This window comes from Novosphingobium album (ex Liu et al. 2023) (genome assembly GCF_029076845.1).
Lineage (GTDB): Bacteria > Pseudomonadota > Alphaproteobacteria > Sphingomonadales > Sphingomonadaceae > Novosphingobium.
Map to the genome: position 1 here is coordinate 1 of NZ_JARESE010000073.1, position 22,015 is coordinate 22,015.

Annotated in this window: 22 protein-coding genes; 11 read left to right on the forward strand and 11 right to left on the reverse strand. The window is 68.5% G+C overall.

Translation table 11 applies throughout. The features are described from left to right. The first annotated feature begins 145 nt into the window (after nt 1-145). Entirely contained in the window at nt 146-856 is a 711-nt protein-coding gene (locus tag PYV00_RS20485) for an NYN domain-containing protein (protein WP_275230180.1), read from the forward strand. A 58-nt stretch (nt 857-914) separates the two neighbouring features. Here PYV00_RS20485 and PYV00_RS20490 read toward each other — a convergent pair whose 3' ends face one another. The 3 genes from PYV00_RS20490 to PYV00_RS20500 all read right to left on the reverse strand — a co-directional run bounded on the left by PYV00_RS20490 (nt 915) and on the right by PYV00_RS20500 (nt 6,239). Continuing rightward, entirely contained in the window at nt 915-2,774 is a 1,860-nt protein-coding gene (locus PYV00_RS20490; protein WP_275230181.1) for a methyl-accepting chemotaxis protein, read from the reverse strand. 211 nt (nt 2,775-2,985) lie between these two features. Then, on the reverse strand, nt 2,986-4,992 hold the full coding sequence (gene parE, locus PYV00_RS20495; RefSeq protein WP_275230182.1) for a DNA topoisomerase IV subunit B: 2,007 nt from the start codon (nt 4,990-4,992) through the stop codon (nt 2,986-2,988). 83 nt (nt 4,993-5,075) lie between these two features. Beyond that, nucleotides 5,076-6,239 carry a penicillin-binding protein activator gene (locus PYV00_RS20500; RefSeq protein WP_275230315.1) on the reverse strand — a complete coding sequence of 388 codons (1,164 nt, stop codon included), beginning with the start codon at nt 6,237-6,239 and terminating at the stop codon, nt 5,076-5,078. 41 nt (nt 6,240-6,280) lie between these two features. Here PYV00_RS20500 and rsmI point away from each other — a divergent pair, with 41 nt between their 5' ends. From rsmI to aqpZ, 4 genes are all read left to right on the forward strand, one after another. Further along, on the forward strand, nt 6,281-7,108 hold the full coding sequence (gene rsmI / locus PYV00_RS20505; RefSeq protein WP_275230183.1) for a 16S rRNA (cytidine(1402)-2'-O)-methyltransferase: 828 nt from the start codon (nt 6,281-6,283) through the stop codon (nt 7,106-7,108). Continuing rightward, the gene (locus PYV00_RS20510; RefSeq protein WP_275230184.1) at nt 7,105-7,467 is read left to right on the forward strand and encodes a YraN family protein; all 363 of its coding nucleotides are present in this window, start codon (nt 7,105-7,107) and stop codon (nt 7,465-7,467) included. The genes rsmI and PYV00_RS20510 overlap by 4 nt, the downstream gene beginning before the upstream one ends. Before the next feature lie 150 nt (nt 7,468-7,617). Further along, nucleotides 7,618-8,592 (forward strand): glutathione synthase, encoded by a 975-nt coding sequence (gshB, locus tag PYV00_RS20515; RefSeq protein ID WP_275230185.1) that lies wholly within the window; start codon nt 7,618-7,620, stop codon nt 8,590-8,592. A 99-nt stretch (nt 8,593-8,691) separates the two neighbouring features. Next, nucleotides 8,692-9,393 carry an aquaporin Z gene (gene aqpZ / locus PYV00_RS20520; RefSeq protein ID WP_275230186.1) on the forward strand — a complete coding sequence of 234 codons (702 nt, stop codon included), beginning with the start codon at nt 8,692-8,694 and terminating at the stop codon, nt 9,391-9,393. Nucleotides 9,394-9,428: 35 nt separating this feature from the next. Here the strand turns inward: aqpZ and PYV00_RS20525 are convergent, their stop codons facing one another. From PYV00_RS20525 to PYV00_RS20550, 6 genes are read right to left on the reverse strand one after another with little or no spacing between them, the layout of a single operon-like run. After that, on the reverse strand, nt 9,429-10,076 hold the full coding sequence (locus PYV00_RS20525) for a retropepsin-like aspartic protease family protein (protein WP_275230187.1): 648 nt from the start codon (nt 10,074-10,076) through the stop codon (nt 9,429-9,431). 47 nt (nt 10,077-10,123) lie between these two features. Next, on the reverse strand, nt 10,124-11,302 hold the full coding sequence (locus PYV00_RS20530; RefSeq protein WP_275230188.1) for a CCA tRNA nucleotidyltransferase: 1,179 nt from the start codon (nt 11,300-11,302) through the stop codon (nt 10,124-10,126). Further along, nucleotides 11,295-11,888 (reverse strand): NUDIX hydrolase, encoded by a 594-nt coding sequence (locus tag PYV00_RS20535; RefSeq protein WP_275230189.1) that lies wholly within the window; start codon nt 11,886-11,888, stop codon nt 11,295-11,297. Before PYV00_RS20535 ends, PYV00_RS20530 begins: the two co-directional genes overlap by 8 nt. Further along, complete coding sequence (locus PYV00_RS20540; RefSeq protein ID WP_275230190.1) at nt 11,885-12,430, reverse strand: DUF1285 domain-containing protein; 546 nt, start codon at nt 12,428-12,430, stop codon at nt 11,885-11,887. The genes PYV00_RS20535 and PYV00_RS20540 overlap by 4 nt, the downstream gene beginning before the upstream one ends. Nucleotides 12,431-12,453: 23 nt before the next feature. Next, nucleotides 12,454-12,981, reverse strand: a complete 528-nt coding sequence (locus PYV00_RS20545) for a GNAT family N-acetyltransferase (protein WP_275230191.1) — start codon at nt 12,979-12,981, stop codon at nt 12,454-12,456. Nucleotides 12,982-13,025: 44 nt separating this feature from the next. Next, entirely contained in the window at nt 13,026-14,195 is a 1,170-nt protein-coding gene (locus PYV00_RS20550) for a PQQ-dependent sugar dehydrogenase (RefSeq protein ID WP_275230192.1), read from the reverse strand. On the opposite strand from PYV00_RS20550, the gene PYV00_RS20555 reads away from it, so the two are divergent. From PYV00_RS20555 to folP, 4 genes are all read left to right on the forward strand, one after another. Beyond that, nucleotides 14,194-14,829, forward strand: coding sequence for a ribonuclease HII (locus PYV00_RS20555; RefSeq protein WP_275230193.1), 636 nt, complete (start codon nt 14,194-14,196; stop codon nt 14,827-14,829). The genes PYV00_RS20550 and PYV00_RS20555 overlap by 2 nt on opposite strands. After that, a complete protein-coding gene (locus PYV00_RS20560; RefSeq protein ID WP_275230194.1) occupies nt 14,826-15,740 on the forward strand; it encodes an oxidoreductase in 915 nt (304 codons plus the stop codon). Before PYV00_RS20555 ends, PYV00_RS20560 begins: the two co-directional genes overlap by 4 nt. A gap of 259 nt (nt 15,741-15,999) precedes the next feature. Further along, nucleotides 16,000-17,085, forward strand: a complete 1,086-nt coding sequence (locus tag PYV00_RS20565) for a site-specific DNA-methyltransferase (RefSeq protein WP_428981664.1) — start codon at nt 16,000-16,002, stop codon at nt 17,083-17,085. Between the two features lie 368 nt (nt 17,086-17,453). Then, the gene (gene folP / locus PYV00_RS20570) at nt 17,454-18,566 is read left to right on the forward strand and encodes a dihydropteroate synthase (RefSeq protein ID WP_275230196.1); all 1,113 of its coding nucleotides are present in this window, start codon (nt 17,454-17,456) and stop codon (nt 18,564-18,566) included. Nucleotides 18,567-18,578: 12 nt separating this feature from the next. On the opposite strand, the gene PYV00_RS20575 is transcribed toward folP, so the two are convergent. Next, nucleotides 18,579-19,040: a nuclear transport factor 2 family protein gene (locus tag PYV00_RS20575; RefSeq protein WP_275230197.1), complete on the reverse strand. Its 462-nt coding sequence runs from the start codon at nt 19,038-19,040 to the stop codon at nt 18,579-18,581. A 36-nt stretch (nt 19,041-19,076) separates the two neighbouring features. Next, nucleotides 19,077-20,501, reverse strand: a complete 1,425-nt coding sequence (locus PYV00_RS20580) for a sigma-54-dependent transcriptional regulator (protein ID WP_275230198.1) — start codon at nt 20,499-20,501, stop codon at nt 19,077-19,079. A 243-nt stretch (nt 20,502-20,744) separates the two neighbouring features. On the opposite strand from PYV00_RS20580, the gene PYV00_RS20585 reads away from it, so the two are divergent. After that, nucleotides 20,745-20,867: an aa3-type cytochrome c oxidase subunit IV gene (locus PYV00_RS20585; protein WP_275230199.1), complete on the forward strand. Its 123-nt coding sequence runs from the start codon at nt 20,745-20,747 to the stop codon at nt 20,865-20,867. Nucleotides 20,868-20,874: 7 nt separating this feature from the next. Beyond that, on the forward strand, nt 20,875-22,008 hold the full coding sequence (locus PYV00_RS20590) for an NAD(P) transhydrogenase subunit alpha (protein WP_275230200.1): 1,134 nt from the start codon (nt 20,875-20,877) through the stop codon (nt 22,006-22,008). Nucleotides 22,009-22,015 lie beyond the last annotated feature (7 nt).

A 22,015-nucleotide genomic window follows, 5' to 3' on the forward strand; every position in this document is an offset into this window, starting at 1 on the left:
ATTGCCCTCACTGTAGATGCACCCTCGCCAGACATTCCAACGCACTTCTGCCAAAGTAGTGCTAGGACGCGATCCGCGAGCACGGCGCCACTGGCGTTTCCCGCGCGATGCGCCGATGGGAAAGGCGTGAAAAGGGGATTCGGCGATGGCGACCACATATCCAGAGCGTAACCGCAACATCGCGCTGCTGATCGATGCCGACAACGCATCGCCCGCGAACCTTGAGGCGGCGCTGACGATCCTGGGGGATCTGGGCACGGTCAATATCCGGCGTGTCTATGGCAACTGGAGCAAGCCGGGACTTAAAGGCTGGTCGAAGATCATTCATCGCCACGCGATCGAGCCCCAGCAGCAGTTCGACCTGACCAAGGGCAAGAACGCCACCGACATGAAGATGACGATCGACGCCATGGACCTGCTTTATGGCGGGCATGTCGATGGCTTCGGCATCATGTCGAGCGACAGCGATTTCATGCCGATCACCATGCGCATCCGGCAGAACGGGATGCCGGTCTACGGCTTCGGTTCGGCGCGCACGCCCGAGGCGTTCCGCGAGGCCTGCACGCGCTTCATCGACCTTGATGCCTTGCCGCCCGACGGCATCGCCGACAGCGCGGCTGAAAAGCCGGTGATCGACGATGAGCTGCTCAAGTTGCTCGGCGATGCCTGGAAGGCCAGCAAGCGCGACGAGCAGGGCTTTGCCAGCCTGTCCGAGATCGGCCAGCGCGTGGCCAACCGATCCTCGTTCGATGCCCGCAGTTATGGCTATTCGCGGTTGTCGGAACTGATCCAGTCGCTGCCCAACTTCGCCACCGAGAAGCGCGAGAGCGGGCTGTTCGTCAAGCGGATGCGATAGCCGCGCCCGTCCTTCGCGGCGCCGCCGATGAAACCTCCGGCGGCGCCGCGCGTGACGATCAGAATTCGGACCAGTCCTGGCTTTCGTCCGAGGCCAGCGCGAGATTGCCGCGCGAGGCCGGCGCGCGCCGGGCGGCGGCCGGGGCTTCGGCGGGGCGTGCCGTCCGTGCGATCGTCGCGACCGATGCCGCACGGTGCGTCATCCCCAACTCGAAACGCTGGACCAGGTTGGCCAGTTCGTCCGCCTGCGAGGCGAGATTGCGCGCGGCGGCGGTGCTTTCCTCGACCATCGCGGCGTTCTGCTGCGTCATGCGGTCCATTTCACCGACCACGGTGTTGACCTTGGTCAGCCCTTCGGCCTGTTCCTCGGCCGCGCTGGAAATGCCTTCGATCAGCGTGGTGATCTGGCCGACCTGATCGACGATCTGGTCCAGCACGCTGCCGGTATCCGAAACCAGCCGCACGCCCGAGCCGACATGTTCGGCGCTTTCGGAGATCAGCGCCTTGATGTCGCGCGCGGCATCGGCCGATCGCTGGGCCAGCGCGCGAACTTCGGTGGCGACGACGGCAAAGCCCTTGCCGGCTTCGCCCGCGCGCGCCGCTTCCACCCCGGCGTTGAGCGCCAGCAGGTTGGTCTGGAAGGCGATGCCGTCGATCACGTCGATGATCTGGGTGATCTTCTGGGCGGATTTCTCGATCGAATCCATCGCGTCGATCGCATTTCGCACCACTTCGCCGCCTTCGGTGGCGCGCACGTGCGCCTTGTTGATCGTGGCGCGCACTTCGGCGGCGCCGCGGGCGCTTTCCTGCACCATCTGGGTGATCTTGCCCATCGCCGAGGCCGCCGATTCGAGCGAGGCGGCCTGCTGTTCGGTGCGTGAGGACAGATCGTCGGACGCGGCGCGGATCTCGGACGATCCGGCGTGGACGCTGGAGGCTGCGCGCGTGACCGAGGCGATCACGGTGGACAGCTCGTTCGCGGCCGCGTTGAAATCGCTCTTGAGCGTGGCGAACGGCCCGCTGAGGTCCGCATCGATGCGGGTGCCCAGATCGCCGCGCGCCAGGCCGTTGAGCGCGGTGCCCACGCTGCTGACGAGCAGTTCGGCCTGTTCTTCCTTGGCCCGGCCGGCGGTGACCAGCATGTCGCGCAGCCGCGTCATCGCCTGGCCCAGCTCGCCCACTTCGTCCTGCGTCAGCTCGACCGGGACAGTGACGTCGAGCCGGCCCGATGCCAGCTCTCCCAGCGCGCCGGTGATCCGGCCGAGCGGCTGCGCGACCAGCTTCACCAGCATGAGGTAAGTCGCGACGAAGGCCATGAGCGACAGCACGATGGCGACACCCGCGATCCACACGCCGCCTTCGTAGGCGGCATTGGCGCGCGCGGTGGCATTGGTGATGTGGCCTTGCTGATAGCCGGCGAAATCGGTGAGATCCTTGCTCAGCGAATCGAATTCACCACGCTTGTTCAGCAGCAGGCCGGTGGCCGCGCCGACGTTGCCGGCAGCGAGCATCCGGTTCGCCTGATTGATCGCCTGGGTGTAATCCGCCCATTTGCGGTGGAAGCCCTCGATGAAGCCGCGCTCGCTCGTATCGAGATCGGTCGAGGATATCTTCTTGTAGTCGTCCTCGATGCCGGCATTCAGCGTGTCGATCTGCTGCTCGAACCGGCGGCGCAGCGTCGCATCGCCCGCGGCGATGATGGCGCCGCGGCTGGCGGCCTCGACATCGGAAGTGGCGGTGTTGATCCGGTCGGCGATCAGCGCCTGCGGCACATGGTCCTTGATGATCTCTTCACCCACCGCGTTCATCGCCGACATCCGGGTGATGAGGATTGCACAGATCCCGACCACGATCACCGCGAGCAGCGAAAGCATGATCATCAGCTTGCGGCCGATCGTCATATTCCTGAAATTCGGCATGTTTGCTGGCATCCCCGTTCACGAAAAACCCCGCGCGCCGCGATCAGTGCTCGCGCCTGGGGCCGATGAGGGAATGCGTTAGCGCACGGCGCCTTTCGCCGGGGTTCGGAGCGAACTACGGCGGTTTACGGTTGGCCCGGCGGGGAAATGAAAAGGGTTAACCGCGCTGCGCCGGCCCGGTCCAGCGGCCGCTGGTTCACTCGGGGGCGCTTCAGGCGTCGATCAGTTCGGGGTCGATTTCGCCCGCGCGGTTCTGGATGAACATGAAGCGATGTTCGGGATTGCGGCCCATCAGCCGGTCGACCAGATCCTTCACCGCCGCGCGGCCTTCGTATTCGGGCGGCAGGGTGATGCGGATCAGCGAGCGGGACTGCGTGCTCATCGTGGTTTCGCGCAATTGCTGCGGGTTCATTTCGCCCAGGCCCTTGAAACGGCCCACGTCCACCTTGCGCCCCTTGAACGTGGTGGCTTCCAGCTCGGCGCGGTGGGCATCGTCGCGCGCATAGGCCGAGGTCGATCCGGCGGTGAGCCGGTAGAGCGGCGGCTGCGCCAGATAGAGATGCCCGCGCCGCACCACCTCGGGCATTTCCTGGAAGAAGAACGTCATTAGCAGCGTCGCGATATGCGCGCCGTCGACATCGGCATCGGTCATGATGATGATGCGGTCATAGCGCAGGTTGTCCGGGTTGCAGTCCTTGCGGGTGCCGCAGCCGAGCGCGAGCTGGAGATCGGCGATTTCCTGGTTGGCGCGGATCTTGTCGGCGGTGGCGCTGGCGACGTTGAGGATCTTGCCCCGGATCGGCAGGATCGCCTGTGTCTTGCGGTCGCGCGCCTGCTTGGCCGATCCGCCCGCGCTGTCGCCCTCGACGATGAACAGCTCGGTTTCGCCGGAGCCTTCGCCCGAACAGTCGGTCAGCTTGCCGGGAAGGCGCAGCTTGCGCGCGTTGGTCGCGGTCTTGCGCTTGACCTCGCGCTCGGCCTTGCGGCGCAGCCGCTCGTCCATGCGCTCCATGACATAGGCGAGCAGGGCCTTGCCCCGGTCCATGTTGTCGGCCAGGAAATGGTCGAAGTGGTCGCGCACCGCGTTCTCGACCAGCCGCGCGGCCTCGGGCGAAGTCAGCCGGTCCTTGGTCTGGCTCTGGAACTGCGGATCGCGGATGAAGACCGAAAGCATGATCTCGCCGCCCGTCACCACGTCCTCGGGCGTCAGGTCCTTGGCCTTCTTCTGGCCGACGAGATCGCCGAACGCGCGGATGCCCTTGGTCAGCGCGGCGCGCAGGCCCTGCTCGTGGGTGCCGCCATCGGGCGTCGGGATCGTGTTGCAGTACCAGGAATAGGCGCCGTCCGAATAGAGCGGCCAGGCCACCGCCCATTCCACGCGGCCTTGCGGCTCATCGGGATTGGGCGCGGGAAAATCCTGCGATCCGGCGAAGAACTGGGTGGTGACGCATTCGCGCGTCCCCACCTGTTCGCGCAAGTGATCGGCCAGGCCGCCGGGGAACTGGAACACCGCCTCGGCCGGCACCTCGTCGCTGGCGAGCGCGGGCGCGCATTTCCAGCGGATCTCGACCCCGGCGAAAAGATAGGCCTTCGACCGCACCAGCTTGAACAGCCGGGCCGGCTTGAACTTCTGGTCGCCGAAGATCTCGGCATCGGGCACGAAGCTCACGGAAGTGCCGCGCCGGTTGGGCGCCGCGCCGACGCGCTGCAGTGGCCCCTGCGCCAGCCCGCGCGAGAATTCCTGCGCGTAAAGCTCCTTGTTGCGCGCCACTTCGATGCGGGTGTGGCTGGACAATGCGTTCACCACCGAGACGCCGACGCCGTGCAGGCCGCCCGAGGTCGCATAGGCCTTGCCGGAAAACTTGCCGCCCGAATGGAGCGTCGTCAGGATCACTTCGAGAGCCGACTTGCCCGGATATTTCGGATGCTCATCCACCGGGATGCCGCGTCCGTTGTCAACGATGGTCAGGCGCCCGGCGGCGCCCGGCGCTTCCTCCAGCGTGACCTCGATACGGTTGGCGTGCCCGGCAACCGCCTCGTCCATCGCATTGTCGAGCACTTCGGCGGCGAGGTGGTGCAGCGCCCGCTCGTCCGTGCCGCCGATATACATGCCCGGACGCCGCCGGACGGGCTCCAGCCCCTCCAGCACCTCGATCGCGGAACCGTCATAGCTGTCACCGCTCGCGGCGGGGAGCTTGTCGAACAGATCATCGGCCATGGCGCGGCCTATACGCGAGCGGGAATCCGCCCGGCAAGCGCGCCGGCCCGCTTATCCGCAGGGGCCTTTTTCCCGCCGCGCCCTCAGCCGCCGAAGCGGGCCGGCGCGGGACTGACCACCTGGACGTTGCCGGGCACCACCTCGCGCACTTCCAGCGCCCGCTCGATCACCCCGCTCGCATCGAACCGGAACGGCCCGTCAAGCCCCAGGAAGCCGCCGCTGTCGACAAGGTTGCGCAAAGGAAAGTCCGAACCCGGCTTCCAGTCGCGCGCGACGCGCAGCGACAGCAGCACCGCGTCATAGCCCAGCGTGGCGATGCGATAGGGCTGCGCGCCGAAGCGCGAGCGGTAGCTCTTGCTGAACTGGCCGAAGTTCTTGTCCGATACGGTAGCGAACCAGGCGCCGGTCAGCGCCGGAGTCGAGGTGACGTCCTTTTCCCCGCCCCACAGCTCCGTGCCCAGGATGCGGGGGCTGGCGGCGCCCGCCTGCGGCTTGATCTGCAAGGCCGCGCGTGCCGAGATGGCGCCGCCATCGGCGATCAGCACGGCATCGAAGCCGCCCTTTTCGCGCAGCCGCCGGGCGGCGCTGACGATCGAGGTATTGGTGCGGTCATAGGCTTCCATCGCCGCCACCGCGCCGCCGCCGGCGCGCACCGCGCTGACCAGCTCCTTCGAGACCCTATCGCCATATTCGCCGCGCGGGACGAGCGCGGCGAAGCTGCGCACGCCCTTGCCGGCAGCATAGCTCACCGTGCGGCGCACCGACTGGCCCGGCAGGTTGCCCATGATGAACACGTCCTTGGTGGCCGAGCCGGCATCGTTCGAGAACGAGATCAGCGGCACCTTGGCCGGGCGCGCGACGGCCGCGACGGCGGGGATATCGTCGGACAGCAGTGGGCCCAGGATCAGCTTGTTGCCATCGGCCACCGCGCGCTTCGCCGCTTCGGCCGCACCCGCCGAGGTGTCGTAGGTGGTGACGCGCAGGTTCTGGGCATTGGTATCGAGGATCGCCATCGTTGCGGCATTGGCGATCGACTGGCCCACGGCCGAGTTGGCGCCGGCCATCGGCACCAGCAGCGCGACGCGGTGCCGGGCGACGTCGGTGGGCAGGCCCGGCGTCGGCTCGGGCGGCTGCGCGGGGCCCGTATCGGTCGGGGGCGGGGCTTTGGGGACCATCGTGCAGGCGCCGAGCAGGGCGAGCGCGCCCGCGGCCACCAGCTTGCGTCGGTCAACACGCCGTTCGAAGATCACTTGCACGCTCCCCCGGTTGTTGCTTCATGGATTTCGTCATGGACGATCTTCTTTCGCCGGGCCTCTATCTGGTGGCAACCCCCATTGGCAATCTCGGCGACATTACGTTGCGTGCTGTCGAGACATTGCGCCGCGCGGCCGTGATTGCCTGCGAGGATACCCGCGTCACCGGCGGGCTGCTGCATCACCTGGGCATCAAGAAGCGCATGATCCGCTATGACGATCACGCGGCCGAGGCCGATCGCGACCGGCTGCTGGCGCTGATGCGCGAAGAGGCGGTGGTGCTGGTGAGCGATGCCGGCACGCCGCTGGTCTCCGATCCCGGCTATCGCCTGGTGCGCGCCGCGCGCGAGGCGGGCATCGCCGTGACCAGCCTGCCAGGGGCCAGCGCCGCGATCGTCGCGCTGACGCTGTCGGGCCTGCCGAACGATCGCTTCCTGTTCGCCGGCTTCCTGCCGAACAAGGCCAAGGCGCGCGAGGATGCGCTGCGCGAGCTGGCCGACGTGCCGGCGACGCTGGTGTTCTATGAAACCGCGCCGCGCCTGCTGGCCGCGCTCGAAGCCATCGGCGCGGTGTTGCCGGGGCGCGATGTGGCGGTGGCGCGCGAGCTGACCAAGAAGTTCGAGGAATGCCGCACCGGGCCGCCGGCCGATCTGGCCGCGCATTACACCGCCCATCCACCCAGGGGAGAGATCGTCCTGCTGATCGGCCCGCCGGTGGCCGAGCCGCCCGGCGCGATCGATGCCGATGCACTGCTGCGCGCGGCGCTGGCCCTGCACAAGCCTTCGCAAGCCGCGGCGCAAGTCGCCCGGGCGACGGGGCTCGATCGCAAGGCGCTTTACGAACGCGCGCTTGAGCTCAAATGACACGGCATCGCGCCCGGGCCGAGTCGCGCGGGCGGCGCGGCGAGACGCTGGCGGCCTGGTACTTGCGGCTGTGCGGCTGGCGCATCCTGGCACGCCGGGTGAAGACGCCGCGTGGCGAGGTCGATCTGGTCGCCCGGCGGGGCCGCACCGTCTGCTTCGTCGAAGTGAAATGGCGCGCCGATCCCGCCGATCTTGCCCTGGCCATAGACGCCTGGCGGCTGCGGCGCGTGGCCGCCGCCGTGGAGGCGATCGCGCATCGCTACACAAGGCCCGGCGACAGCGCGCGGATCGATGTCCTGTTGCTGTCGCCGGGGCAGTGGCCGCGCCGGATCGCCAATGCCTGGCAATCCGGCGCGTGACGGGCCTCGGTGGATACGGCCTTGGGGTACTGGCCGTTTGCTTGCGCCCATCGTTGGGTGTCGTTCCAGGTGACGGCTGGAATTCTAGTCGCGAAGCCCCATGATTCGGATTAAGCCGCGCGCGGTAGAAGCCCTAGGACGGGAATTGGCATGAAATTACGCATAGCGGTCCAGATGGACCCGCTCGAATCCGTCAATATCGCGGGCGATTCCTCGTTCGCGCTGATGCTTTCGGCGCAGGCGCGCGGGCACGAGCTGTTCCATTACGATGTGCGCACCCTGTCCTACGACACCAGCGTGGGCGCCGGCGGAACGCTGACCGCCTGGGCCGCGCCGGTCAGCGTGCAGCGCCTTGCCGGCGATCATTTCAGCCGCGAGGACTATCGCCTGCTGGATCTGGCCCGCGATATCGACGTCGTGCTGATGCGGCAGGACCCGCCGTTCGACCTGGGCTATATCACCGGCACCCACCTGCTCGAACGGCTGGCGGGGCGGACGCTGGTGGTCAACGATCCGGTCGCCGTGCGCAACGCGCCGGAAAAGGTCTTCGTGCTGGACTATGCCCGGTTCATGCCGCCCACCTTCATCGCGCGTCGGATCGAGGATGTGCGGCGCTTCCACGCGGCCCATCCCGGCGATCTGGTGGTCAAGCCGCTGCACGGCAATGGCGGCAAGGCGGTGTTCCGCGTGCCGGCCGACGGCAGCAACCTGGGCGCGCTGACCGAACTGTTCGGCCAGGTCTGGCCCGAGCCGTTCATGGTCCAGCCGTTCCTTCCCTCGGTATCCGAAGGCGACAAGCGCATCGTGCTGGTCGATGGCGAGTTCGCCGGCGCGATCAACCGCCGGCCGGGCGAGGGCGAATTCCGCTCCAACCTCGCTGTCGGCGGCTTCGCCGAGGCGGCGAGCCTGACCGCGCGCGAGGAGGAGATCTGCGCCGCGCTGGGCCCCGATCTCAAGGCGCGCGGCCTCGTCTTCGTGGGCATCGACGTGATCGGCGGGCAATGGCTGACCGAAATCAACGTCACCTCGCCCACCGGCATCGTCGCGATCGACAGGTTCAACGGCACCGATACCGGCGCCCGCATCTGGGATGCGATCGAAGCGCGCCACGCCGCGATGGGCTGAACCTTTCGGGAGCAGCCGCCAACGTGACGTCATGGGTTCGTGCTTTGTCGCAAGCGAGCCTTGGGCTAGTCTGCCCGAGGTGAACTTGAGGGAGGGCATATGACGCGACATCTCACGGCGGAATTCCTGGGCACGTTCTGGCTGGTCTTCGGCGGCTGCGGCTCGGCCGTGCTGGCGGCGGCGTTCCCGGACCTGGGCATCGGCTTTGCCGGCGTCGCCTTCGCCTTCGGCCTGACGGTGCTGACCATGGCTTATGCCGTGGGCGGGATTTCGGGCGGCCATTTCAATCCGGCGGTGACGCTGGGCCTTGCCATCGCCGATCGCTTCGCCTGGAAGCAGGTGGCGCCATACTGGATCGCGCAGGTGCTGGGCGCGATCGTCGCGGCCGCCGCGCTTTACGTCATCGCATCGGGCAAGGCCGGGTTCGCGGCCGGGGGCTTTGCCTCCAACGGCTATGGCGATCTTTCGCCCGGCGGCTATGCGCTGCCGGCGGCCGCGCTGATCGAAGTGATCCTGACCGCCGGGTTCCTGATCGTGATCCTGGGTTCCACGTCGCGGCTGGTGCCGGCCGGCTTCGCGCCAATCGCGATCGGGCTGGCGCTGACGCTGATCCACCTGATCTCGATCCCGGTGACGAACACCTCGGTCAATCCCGCGCGCTCGACCGGCGTGGCGCTCTTCGCCGATACGGCGGCGCTGGGCCAGCTCTGGCTGTTCTGGGTGGCGCCGCTGGTCGGCGCGGCGATTGGCGGCGCGATCTGGCGCTATCTGCTGATGCCGAACGAGTTGGCCGCCGAATAAGTCGGGCTGCCGCTCCCGATGCGTTGAGCCACGCCCTAGCTTTCGGGCACCGGCTGGGGATGGCGGGGGACCAGGATCAGCGTCTGCCCTTCCACTCGCCAGCTGGCGAGGCGGGAGAGCAGGTTCATCCCGATCACGTTGGCATCGCCCAGCCCCGGCGCGATCACGGTGTCGAGATCGCGCGCGACGACATTGCCGAAGCGTAACTCGTCGATCGTCGCCAGCTCGGCGCGGATCTGGCCGTTGGCCGTGCGCATGGCGACCGTCTGGGGGATCGCCTTGGCGGGCACTTTCCCGGCCGCGGCCGTCTCGGGCGAGATCGCGGTGATCGTCGCGCCGGTATCGACCAGGAAGCGGCGCGGCGTGCCGTTGACGCTCGCGGTCAGCCAGAAGTGCCCGTCCGCGTCCATCGGCACGCGGGTCTCGCCGCCCTCGACGCGCTGCAACGGCATGTCGAGCTGCGGCAGCGCCAGATCCCGGCCCGTGGTGAAGCGGGCCACTTGCGCGATGGTGAGCAGCAGCGCCGCGACCAGTCCGAGATTGCCGATGCCTTGCAGCAGCCGCCCCAGCGTGGGCGAGGGGCGGCGCAGCATCCCGCCCAGCGTCGTCACGAAGATCGCGACGATGGCGAGCGAGAGCAGCGGCTGTTCGGCAAGGAACTGGATCAGGCCGGGAAAGTCCATCTGTCACCCCGTTACCATGGGCAAGCTTGCGGCAGGCTGACTGCGAATCAGTCGCCTGGTCGCGTGTCTAGCTCCGCGTCCAGCAGGGCCTCGACTCGCGCGCGGTCCGGGAAACCCTCGGCGATCCAGCCTTCCTCGACGCGGCGCAGGATGCGCGCGACGTCCGGCCCGGCACTCACGCCGCGCGCGACGATCTCGCCGCCCTTGAGCGGGAAGGGCGGCACGTTCCAGTCGGCCAGCGGCGCGATGTCGGCGCCTGTCAGCAGCAGCCGGTCAAGCGCCTGCTCGCGCCCGAGCCGATAGGCCAGCGCGCGCGGATCGGCCGGCTCGCCGGTGCGCGCGGCGGCCGTGGCAAGGCGCTTCTTCTGCGCCGAGGACAGCCGGAAGCGTGCCGCCACTTGCTCGGCCAGCGGCACGTCGGCGGGCAGCAGCGCGGCGAGCCGGCGCACCGGATCGGGCGCCACGCCGCCGGCGCGCTCGCGCGCGGTGAGTTCCGCCAGCGCCGCCGGCGCGGCTTCGGGCAGCACTTCGCCCAGCACGCCCAGCTCGGCCATGCGCGCGACGGTCGGCGCCGGATCGGCCAGGCCCAGCAGATTGAGGAACTCCATGCCCACCCGCTCGCGCGACAGGCCCTTGAGCGTGGCGGCAAGCTCCTGGCAGGCGGCTTCGGACCGGGCATCGGCGGGCTGCGAGCCGAAGCGGGCCTGGAAGCGGAAATAGCGCAGGATGCGCAAGTGATCCTCGCGGATGCGCTGGTGCGCATCGCCGATGAAGCGCACCTTGCGCGCGGCCAGATCGTCCAGCCCGCCGAACCAGTCGAAGATCTCATGGCTGTCGGGATCGGCATAAAGCGCGTTGATGGTGAAATCGCGCCGCGCCGCATCGTCGCGCCAGTCGGCCGAGAACGACACGGTGGCGCGGCGGCCATCGGTCGAGACGTCATGGCGCAGCGTGGTGATCTCCACTGGGCCGCCGGGCAGCACCGCTGTCACCGTGCCATGCGCGATTCCGGTGGGAACGTTGTGGATATGGGCATCGTTCAGGCGCGCGATCACGGCCTCGGGGCGCAAGGGCGTCGCGACGTCGATGTCCTTGACCGGGATGCCCAGCAGCGTGTCGCGCACCGCGCCGCCGACATAGCGGGCATTGCCGGCCCCCAGCGCGCGCATCAGCGCGGCCAGATCCTCCCGCCCGGTCCAGTCCGCCTGGGGCAGAAGCTCAGCCATGCCAGTTCAGGCGTCCGGCCAGGTTGTGCAGGATGGCTCCGGTCACGCCCCAGATCTGGTGGCCATGCCAGTCGATCTCGATGAAGGCGTGCTGGCGGCCTTCCCAGTCGATCGTCTTGCGCACCTGGTTCGCCGGATCGAGCACGAAATCGACCGGTGCCTCGAACCACTGCGAAACCTCGGTGGGATTGGGCCGGATCTCGATGCCGGCGGGCACGATGCCCAGCACCGGCGTGATCTCATAGGCCGATCCGGTGCGGTAGAGGTCGGTGGTGCCGATCACGCGCACCGCTTCGGGCGCGATGCCCAGTTCCTCGTTCGCTTCGCGCAGCGCGGCTTCGACCGGGTTCTCGCCGGGATCGATCCGGCCGCCGGGAAAGGCGATCTGGCCGGCGTGCGCGCGCATGTTCGAAGGGCGGTGGAGGAACAGGAATCCCGGCCGCTCGCGCTCGGTCATGGCGATCAGCACGGCGGCGGGCGTGAAGCTGGCGATCTCGGTGATGCGCGGATCGACCCAGAGCGCGGGCGGGGCGGCGGCGTGGCCGGCGGCGAACAGCCGCGAGACGCGATCGAACAGCGCGCTCATGCCGGCATCAGCGAAAACGTCGCGCCCCGGCTCGTCACCGAACGGCCGTCGCCGGCCAGCGCGATCTCGGCAAGCTGGGCCCAGGTGCTGCGGTTCAGGCGCGCCTCGGTACCGTGGCGCACGCCGAGGTAGATGGCGGGGGCATCGGCATCGCCGGCCGCGCGGATCGGATGATCCGGCCCGGCGATGACGAGATCGTCGGTATTGAGCCGGAAGGCGAGGGCACCCGCGTCCTGCCGCACGTCGGTGGCGATGAAGGCGGCGTCGTCCACCGCGATCGCCAGCTTCTGGCCGGGCGTGACCAGCCAGTGCCGCCCGGCATCATCGCGCATCAGCAGCGAGGCGAAGGCGCGCACCATCGCCGGCCGGGTGATCTCCCCGCCTTCGTGGAACCAGCGCCCGTCGGCGGCGATGCGCATGTGGCTTTCGCCCATTTCACCGGGCGACCACTGGTCGAGCGGGGGCAGCTTGCGCGCTTCGGCCAGCGCGGTGATTTCGGCAAGCGTCAGGCCGGCAAGATCGGGGGGCGGCTCGTATGGCATGGCATCCGCGATGCCAGATCGGTTCAGCCGCGCCAAGGCCCCAGCATACCTTCGGCGGGCAGCACGGCCGGATTGTCGCAGCGCACCAGCAGGCGATCGGGCTCCCACGGACCGGGCAGGCGCCAGCCGCGCGTCGGCCGGGCCGAAAAGGCCCAGAAGCGCCCGTAGTAATCGGCATCGCCGATCATCACTTGCGGCAGCGCGGCGGCCGGATCGATGCAGGCCAGGCTCGCGGCGACTAGCGCCTTGCCGAAGCCGCGCTGCTGCTGTTCGGGCAGGACCGCCACCGGGCCGACCATGATCATCGGGTGCGCGCGCCCTTCCGGGTCGGTCAGCGCCACTGGCCAGCACTGGATCGTGCCGACAAGCATCCCGTTCTCGTCCAGCGCGGCAAAGCTCAGCCCCGGCAGCCAGTCCATCCCCTCGCGCACCTTGTAGGCGGTGCGCGTGCGTCGCTCCGGCTCGAACGCGCGGTCGAGCAATTGCTCGACCAGCACGGGATCGACATTGTCGAGCGGGATGATCGCGGCTTGGGTGGTGACTTCGGTCATGGCCGCGCGCCGATAGGGGCCGCGCGCCGGCTTGTCGACAGGATTTACCGTGTCGCGGGGATCAGCCGCAGCAGCCGGCCCGTCGCGCTCTCCTGACCGTCCTCCAGCAGCCACAAGGTACCGTTCGGCCCCTGCTCGATCTCGCGGATGCGGTGCGGCATCGGATAGCGGGCAACTTCACGGGCGCCATTGCCCGTGATCGCGACGCGCACCAGCGCCGCCGGCTTCATCGCCGCGATCACCGCCTCGCCCCTCCATTCGGGAAAATCGTCGCCGGTATAGAAGATGAAATCGCCCGGCGCGATCACCGGGTTCCAGCTTATCGCCGGCCCGGCCAGATCGGGGCGCGTCGCATGGCGCGGGATCTGCGTGCCGTCGTAATGGTCGCCATCGGACACCAGGGGCCAGCCATAGTTGCGGCCGGGTTCGATCAGGTTCAGCTCGTCGCCCCCTTTCGGCCCGTGCTCCAGGCCCCAGAGCCGCCCCTGCGGATCGAGGGCGAGGCCCAGCACGTTGCGGTGGCCGTAGGACCAGATCTGGTCGCCCGGCGCGCCCCTGGCCGCGAACGGATTGCCCGGTGCCGGCGTGCCGTCCGGCAGCAGTCGCACGATCGTGCCCAGCGTGTTCGACAGGTCCTGCGCAGGCGCCATCTTCTGCCGCTCGCCCGAGCTGACGAACAGGTATTGGCCATCGGGCGAGAAGGCGATGCGGTGCGAATAATGCCCGCGCCCGGTCACTTTGGGTTGCTGGCGCCAGATCACTTTCAGGTCTTGCAGCGCGCAGGCCATGGCCCGGTCGCAAGCGATCGTCCCACGCCCCAGCGCGGCGCCGCGCGTGTCGCCTTCGCCGGCCTCGGCCCAACTCAGGTAGATCGTGCGGCGATCGAAGGTGGTGCCGGTCTGGCCCGGCGCCAGGCGAACGTCGCCAAGCCCGCCCTGACCGCCGAAATCGACTTTCGGCACGCCGGCGACATCGCTGATTTTGCCGTCAGGCGTGACGAGCTTGAGAGCGCCCGCCCGCTCGGTGACGAGCATGACGCCGGTATCCCTGTCGATATCCATCGCCCAGGGCGCTTCGAACCGCGCCACCGGCTCCGCCCGGAACGGCGCGGCCGCGTCCTGCGGGGCGGCCTTATCCCCCGGCGCGGCGGCGCCGCAGCTTGCGAGCGCGATGGGGAGCGGCGATACGAGCGTGAGAATGCGGAAAATGGTCATGCCTGTCCTAACGCAAAAAAGCGGCCTTGGTGCCAGCGGCCTTGCCGGCCCGGTGATCGGTGTCGACGAAGCGGGGCGCGGGCCCCTCGCCGGGCCGGTTGTCGCCGCGGCGGTGCTCCTGTGCAAGCCCCGGCCGGCGGGGCTCGACGATTCGAAGAAGCTTTCCCGGTCCCGGCGCGCGGTGCTGGAAGAGGCGATCAAGCGACGGTGCCACTGGGCCGTGGGCGTGGTCGATGTCGAAGCGATCGACCGGCTCAACATCTTCGGCGCGACCATGCTGGCGATGACGCTGGCGGTGCGCGGCCTGTGCGAGAGGATCGGGCAGGCCCCCGCGCAAGTGCTGGTGGACGGCAACATGACGCCCGCCGGCCGCTGCGCCGACTGGTGCTGGGAGGCGCGCGCGATCGTTGGCGGCGATGCCCTGGAGCCGGCGATCTCGGCCGCCTCGATCATCGCCAAGGAACATCGTGACCGGCTGATGCGCGAACTGGCCGAGGCACACCCGCATTATGGCTGGGAACGCAATGCCGGCTATGGCACGCCCGAGCACCTGACCGCGTTGCGCCGCCATGGGCCGACGCCGCACCACCGGCGCAGCTTCGCGCCGGTCGCGCAACTGGAGATGCGGCTTTGAGCGGATTTACCGACCAGGACGTGCCCGACCAGTCGGGCAAGTGCTTCCTCGTCACCGGATCGAACACCGGGCTCGGCTTCGCGGCGGCCGCCGTGCTCGCGGCACGGGGCGGGCGCGTGCTCATGGCCTGCCGCAACGAGGACAAGGCGCGCGCCGCGATGGCGCGGATCCGGGCCGAAACCCCGGCGGCCGATCTGGCCTTCCTGCCGCTTGACCAGGCCGATCTCGACAGCGTGCGTGCCTGCGCCGACCACGCCTTGCGGGAACCCCGGATCGACGTGCTGCTGAACAACGCGGGCGTGATGTTCCCGCCGCTCCAGCGCACGAAGCAGGGGCATGAGCTGCAATGGGGCGTCAATCACCTGGCCACCTTCGCGCTAACCGGGCTGCTGCTGCCCAAGCTTGCCGAAACCGCCGGATCGCGCGTCGTCACCACCGCCAGCCTCGCGCACCGGGGCGGCAGGATCGACTGGGACGATCTCGATGCGCGGCGCGGCTACCACCGCACGCAACGCTATTCGGCGAGCAAGCTGGCCAACCTGCTCCATGCCTTCGAGCTGGACCGGCGGCTGCGCGCGGCCGGATCGCCGGTCACGGCCGTATCCTGCCACCCCGGCCTCGCGCGGACTGACCTCAGCCGCCATGCGGGCCTGTTCCGCGTCCTCTTCCCGCTGGCCGGGCTGCTGTTCAACACCGCCGCCCAGGGCGCCTGGCCCTCGCTGCAGGCGGCGGCGGGCCCGGTGGAGCCGGGCGGTTACTATGGACCGCAGCGCTTCCTCGAATTCGCCGGTCCTTCAGGCCCCGCGCGCCGGACGGCGGCGGCGCGCGATCCGCGCTTCGCGCGGCGGCTGTGGGACGTCTCGGTGGAGATGACCGGGATCGATCCGGGCTTGCCGCCGATCGCCGGATAAATTTTTCCGGCCGCGAGTCCGCGCGGACACACCACCAGATGTTGAGTCCATAAAGACAGGCCAGGAACCATATCTGGTGTCGGACTCGTTCCGTTCCGCGCCCACTGATCGCCATTCCGGCACGAATCGTCAGGATTCCCGGCGAGTCGCGACTTGACGGCGAGTCCCGGAAGACTCACCCTGTGCGCGTAACGGGGGAACTGGAGTGCGCATGGATCGGGTGGCATTGAAGGAACGGACGCGTGAGCACGCGCCTGCCATGGCGGCGCGTCCGCCGCTGCCGCTGGGGCAAATCCTGGACGGCGATTGCATCGAGGCGATGCGCGCGCTGCCTTCGGCATCGGTGGACATGGTCTTCGCCGATCCGCCCTACAACCTGCAACTGGGCGGCGACCTTGCCCGCCCGGATGGCAGCCATGTCGATGCCGTAACGCAGGACTGGGACAAGTTCGACAGCTTCGCCGCCTATGACGCCTTCACCCGCGCCTGGCTGGCCGAGGCGCGCCGCGTGCTGAAGCCGGACGGTTCGCTCTGGGTGATCGGCAGCTATCACAACATCTTCCGCGTCGGCGCGATCCTGCAAGACATGGGCTTCTGGATCCTCAACGACATCGTCTGGCGCAAGGCGAACCCCATGCCCAATTTCAAGGGCACGCGCTTTACCAACGCGCATGAAACGCTGATCTGGGCCTCGATGGGCGAGAAGGCGCGCTACACCTTCAATTACCGCGCGATGAAGACGCTGAACGACGAATTGCAGATGCGGTCCGACTGGGTGCTGCCGATCTGCGGCGGGCAGGAACGCATCCGCAAGGGCGGGGCCAAGGCGCACCCGACGCAAAAGCCCGAAGCGCTGCTCTATCGCGTCATGCTGGCGACGACCAACAAGGGCGATGTCGTGCTCGATCCCTTCTTCGGCACCGGCACCACGGGCGCGGTCGCGCGCCGGCTGGGCCGCGAATGGATCGGCTGCGAGCGCGAGCCGGTCTATCGCGATGTCGCGCGCGAGCGGATCGAGATGGCGCTGCCGCTCGACGAAAGCTCGCTCAAGACCATGCAGAGCGCCCGGACCGCGCCCAAGGTGGCGTTCGGCCTCCTGGTCGAGACCGGCTGGATCGCGGCGGGCACGCAAGTGTTCGATCGCAAGGGCCGCCATCGCGCCACGGTGCGGGCCGACGGATCGCTGGTTTCGGGCGATGCCGACGGCTCGATCCACGGCCTTGGCGCCAAGCTCCAGGGCGCGCCTTCGTGCAATGGCTGGACCTTCTGGCACATCGAGCACCAGGGCGAGGTGAAGCCGGTGGACGCCATCCGCCAGCTCTACCTGCTGGCGACCGAACCCTGAGCTTCGCGGACGCTGATCGTTCTCACGCGCCATCGCCACCGTCCCTCATCATCCTGAACTTGTTTGGCGATTATCCCCTTCTGACAGGTAAACTCATTCGTCGCCCCGGACTTGATCCGGGGCCCCGCTGCCTTCTGCCGAAGTAGCGAGGAAAAGCGGGATCCCGGGTCGAGCCCGGGATGACCAGGGAAGATATACGTGTCCGAAGGGGATAATCGCCAACTTGTTTCAGGATCTATCGTGCCCGCCGCCCAGCGCTTTGCATGAGGCGCCTACTGGCCATTGTCCGCTGTCCGGCCGCGGTGCCAAACGCGCAATGGGCCCTGAAACCAGTTCAGGATGACGGTGGTGAAGGCTAGAGAAGCGCCATGACCCGATCCTTTTACATCCGCCCGATCGCCTTCGCCGACAGTCCGCAAAGCGAGGAGGGCGAGGCCGTCCGTCTCGGCGGCGCCATGGTCTGGGCCAGCCGCTTCGCGCTGATCGTGCGCGATCGCGGCAAGGTGGTGTCGCGCGAACGCGTGGGTGCCTCCGGCATGGCCGAGGCGCTGGCGCGGTTGCCCGGCGATCTGGCAGGCGAGGGGGCCGCGCAATGGGCTGCCTTGCGGCAAATCCATGCCCCGCTGCGCTGCGGCGAGCGGGTGATCCGGCTCGACCAGCCGCAAGTCATGGGCATCCTCAATGTCACGCCGGACAGTTTCTCCGACGGCGGCCGGTTCCTCGATGATCCCGAGGCGGCCCACGGCCACGCCGCCGCGATGCTGGAAGCCGGCGCGGCGCTGATCGACGTCGGCGGCGAATCGACCCGGCCGGGCGCGGCGGCGGTGTGGGAAGGCGACGAGCTGAAGCGCGTCGTCCCCGCGATCGAGCGGCTGGCGGCGATGGGCGCGGCGGTAAGCGTGGACACGCGCCGCCCGGCGGTGATGGAAGCCGCGCTCGATGCCGGCGCGCATATCCTGAACGACGTGTCCGCGCTGCGCCACGATCCGCGCAGCCTGGGGCTGGCCGCTTCGGCGCAAGTGCCCGTGGTGCTGATGCACGCGCCGGGGGATGGCGAGGATCTGCACGCCAATGCCGCTTACGCCGATGTCGTGCTGGACGTGTTCGACTGGCTGAAGGCGCGGCGCGATGCCGCGATCGCGGCGGGCATCGCGCGCGAGGCGATCATTCTCGATCCCGGTATCGGCTTCGGCAAGTCGGTGGCGGACAATCTTGCGCTGATGAACGCGCTGCCGCTGTTCCACGCGCTCGGCGCGCCGCTGCTGGTGGGTGTCAGCCGCAAGCGGATGATCGGCGCGCTCTCGAACGAGGCGCCGGCGCACCAGCGGCTTGGTGGTTCGCTGACTCTCGCGGTCAGGGCGATGGACGCGGGCGCTCACCTGCTGCGCGTGCATGACGTGGCCGAGACGGTGCAGGCCGTGCGCGTCTGGCGGGGCCTGCGCGATGCGGCGCTGACCGATTTCGCGCAGATGCCAGTCTAGCTCACCCCCGGATCAGCTCACTTCCACGCGAATCCGCTCGATCCGCGTGGTCTTGAGCTTCCAGCCGTCTCCCTTGTTCTCATAGGTCTCGTAGTACCGGCCCCAGCCGACCAGCCGCGTATAGGGCCCGCCCGGCGGCAGGAAGAAGCGGTCGGTGAACGACCAGATGCCGCTGGCCGCACTCGGGCTTTCGATGGTGATGTCGGGATCGTTGCCCTGGTGCACCGTGACGATGCGCGGGCCTTCGAAGGCATCGGCCTTCCACGCGTCGCGCCCTTTCAGCACCACGTTCATCGCCGGCATGAAATCCTCGCCGCTCACCGGATCGGTGCAGCAGCCCATGTAATCGAGCACGCAATCCTCGGCGAGGATCGAGCGCACCAGCGCGCCGTCGCCCATGTCGACGCCGCGGAAATAGCGGGCCTTGAGTTGCCTGATCGCCTCGATCGCGGCGAGCCGCGCGCTGGTGTCCATCCGGTTCCCTCCCTTGTCGGAGGCAGACTGGACGGCTCAGGCGGCGTTGTCGATGCCCAGTTCGCTGAGCTTGCGGTAAAGCGTCGAGCGCCCGATGCCGAGCCGGCGCGCCACCTCGGTCATCCGGCCGCGATAGAGCCCGATGGCTAGGCGAATGACATCCGCCTCGATCTCTTCGAGCGGGCGCAGGTTGCCGTCGGCGGTGTAGAGCATCACGCCCGAGCTTTCCTGCATCGGTGTGGATGATCCTGTGGATTGCGTGGGACCAAGGATGTTGAGAAGCTGTGGGAAATCGTCCGAAGTCAGCGCATCGCCGTCACAGAACACCGCCGCGCGGAACAGCACGGCCTGAAGCTGGCGGACATTGCCCGGCCAGTCGTAGGCCGAAAGCAGTGAAAGCGCGCCGTCGGTGATGCCCAGCTCGCGCAGCCCCGGCTGCTCGCCGATGCGCGCGAGGAAGAAGCGCGAAAGCGCGGCGATATCGCCCAGCCGCTCACGCAGCGGCGGCAGCTTGACCGTGACCGGCGCGAGCGCTTCGTGCAACTCGCGCAGGAACAGCCCTTCGGTCACCAGATCGCCCAGCGGCAGGTTGGTTGCCGCGATCACGCGCACGTCGATGCGGAAGCTGTAGCGCGCGCCGATCGGGCGCACGTCGCTGCGGCGGATCGATTCGAGCAGGCGCTCCTGCACCGAAAGCGGCAGGCGATCGACCTCGTCGAGCGCCAGCGTCGCACCGTCGCACTGCTGCAAGGCGCCGATCTGGCGATCGAACGCGCCGGGAAAGGCGCCTTTCTCATGCCCGAACAGCACCGATTCGATCGCATTGGCCGGCGTGCTGCCCACATTGACGAAGCGCAGCGGCATCTTCGCGCGCGGGCTGGCCGCGTGCATCGCGCGCATCAGCATTTCCTTGCCGGTGCCGCTTTCACCCTCGATCAGCACGGGGCCATGGCCGCGCGCCGCCTTGGCCGCGACCGCCAGCGCCTTGCGGAACGTGGGCGCGGCCCCGATCATCGATTCGAAATCGGGGTTCGACGGCATCTTCTCGGTCAGCGGTGCCAGTTCGTCGCGCGGGGCCTCGCGCGTGGTGGCCATGCGCAGCGCTTGCATCAGCCGGTCGGGCGCGACGGGCTTGACGAGGTAATCGGTCGCCCCCGCGCGCATCGCTTCCACCGCCAGCAGCGGCGATGTGCTGGCGGTAAGCATCAGGATGGGCAGGGCGGGGCGGCGCGATTTCAGTTCGGAGATCAGCACGCAGGCATCGTCGCCCGGCACCCACTGATCGAGGATGATGGCGTTCAGTTCCATGCCCTGGCGCGTGCCCAGCGTGGCGATCGCGGTTTCGGCATCGCGCGCGATGATCGTGCGCCAGCCCTCGCGCGCGGCGAGCGCCGAGATCAGCCGGCATTGCGCCGGCTCATCGTCGATCAACATCAGCAGGCGTTGGTCCAGCTCCGCCATCGTCTCGCGCTTGCCCTTGGGCCCCCCGGTCTTGGAATGGCTCTGTGTAGAGCGCGGGGGTAAAGACCGGATTAAGGCTAAGTGACGGTTTGGGATTATGCGTTTCAGCACGGGAGAAAAGCCGGTCCGCGCTGCCATGCCCGCCAGGGGCGTTGCCGAAACGCGTTCTCGGCACTTGAGCGAAACCGGCCGGGCGGCTAGAGGCGTGCCATCGACGGTCAGACACGTGTGGGGAATGATTTCATGGCATCGGGCAACGACATGAAGGCGGCTAATGATACTTACAGCGGCTTTCTCACGCTGCTGAAGATCGGCACCATCGCGGCTGTTTGCGCCACGGCATTCGTCGTTTTCCTGATTGCCTGAGCCGGTCATGCCGTCAGGCCGGCGAATCGCCGTTCTGAAGGAGCGTGCGGCCGGGGAAACGCGCGTCTCGGCCTCGCCCGAGACGGTCAGGAAGCTTGTCGCGCTGGGCGCGAGCGTGGCGATAGAGGCCGGGGCGGGCGTGCGCGCCTCGATCCCCGATGACGATTATCGCGCCGCCGGCGCCGTGATCGGCGATGCCGCCGAGGTGGTGGCGGGCGCGGATATCGTGTTCGGCGTGCAGGGGCCCGAGCCTGACCTGCTCGCGGGCGTGAAGCCCGGCGCCTGGATCGTCGCCGCGCTCGATCCCTTCGCCCGGCGCGCGCGGATCGAGGCTTACGCCGCCGCCGGGCTGGAAGCGCTGGCGATGGAGTTCATGCCGCGCATCACTCGCGCGCAGACGATGGATATCCTCTCCTCGCAATCGAACCTGGCCGGCTACAAGGCCGTGCTCGCGGCGGCCGACGTCTATGGCCGCGCCTTTCCGATGATGATGACCGCCGCCGGGACGATCGCGGCGGCCCGGGTCTTCATCATGGGCGTGGGCGTGGCCGGGCTCCAGGCGATCGCCACCGCGCGCCGCCTGGGCGCGCAAGTTTCCGCGACCGACGTGCGCGCGGCGACGAAAGAGCAGATCCTCTCGCTGGGGGCCAAGCCGATCTTCGTCGAGAACGTCGCCGGCATCGAGGGTGAGGGCACGGGCGGCTATGCCACCGAGATGTCAGAGGAATACCAGAAGGCGCAGGCCGATCTGGTCTCCAGCCATATCGCCAGGCAGGACATCGTCATCACCACCGCGCTGATCCCCGGCCGCGCCGCGCCGCGCCTGATCACCGACGCCCAGATCGCGACGATGAAGCCGGGCAGCGTGATCTTCGATCTCGCCGCGCCGCAAGGCGGCAATGTCGAAGGCACCGTGGCCGATCAGGTGGTCGAGAAACACGGCGTGACGATCATCGGCTTTTCGAACACCCCCGCGCACCTGCCCGCCGACGCTTCGGCACTCTATGCGCGCAACCTGTTCAACTTCCTCGCCGCGTTCTGGGACAAGGACGCGGGCGGCCCCGTGCTCGACGCCGAAATCGGCGACGCGATCCGGCTGACGCGGGACGGCAGGATCGTGCACGAGCGGCTGCTGGCCTGAGGAGGAC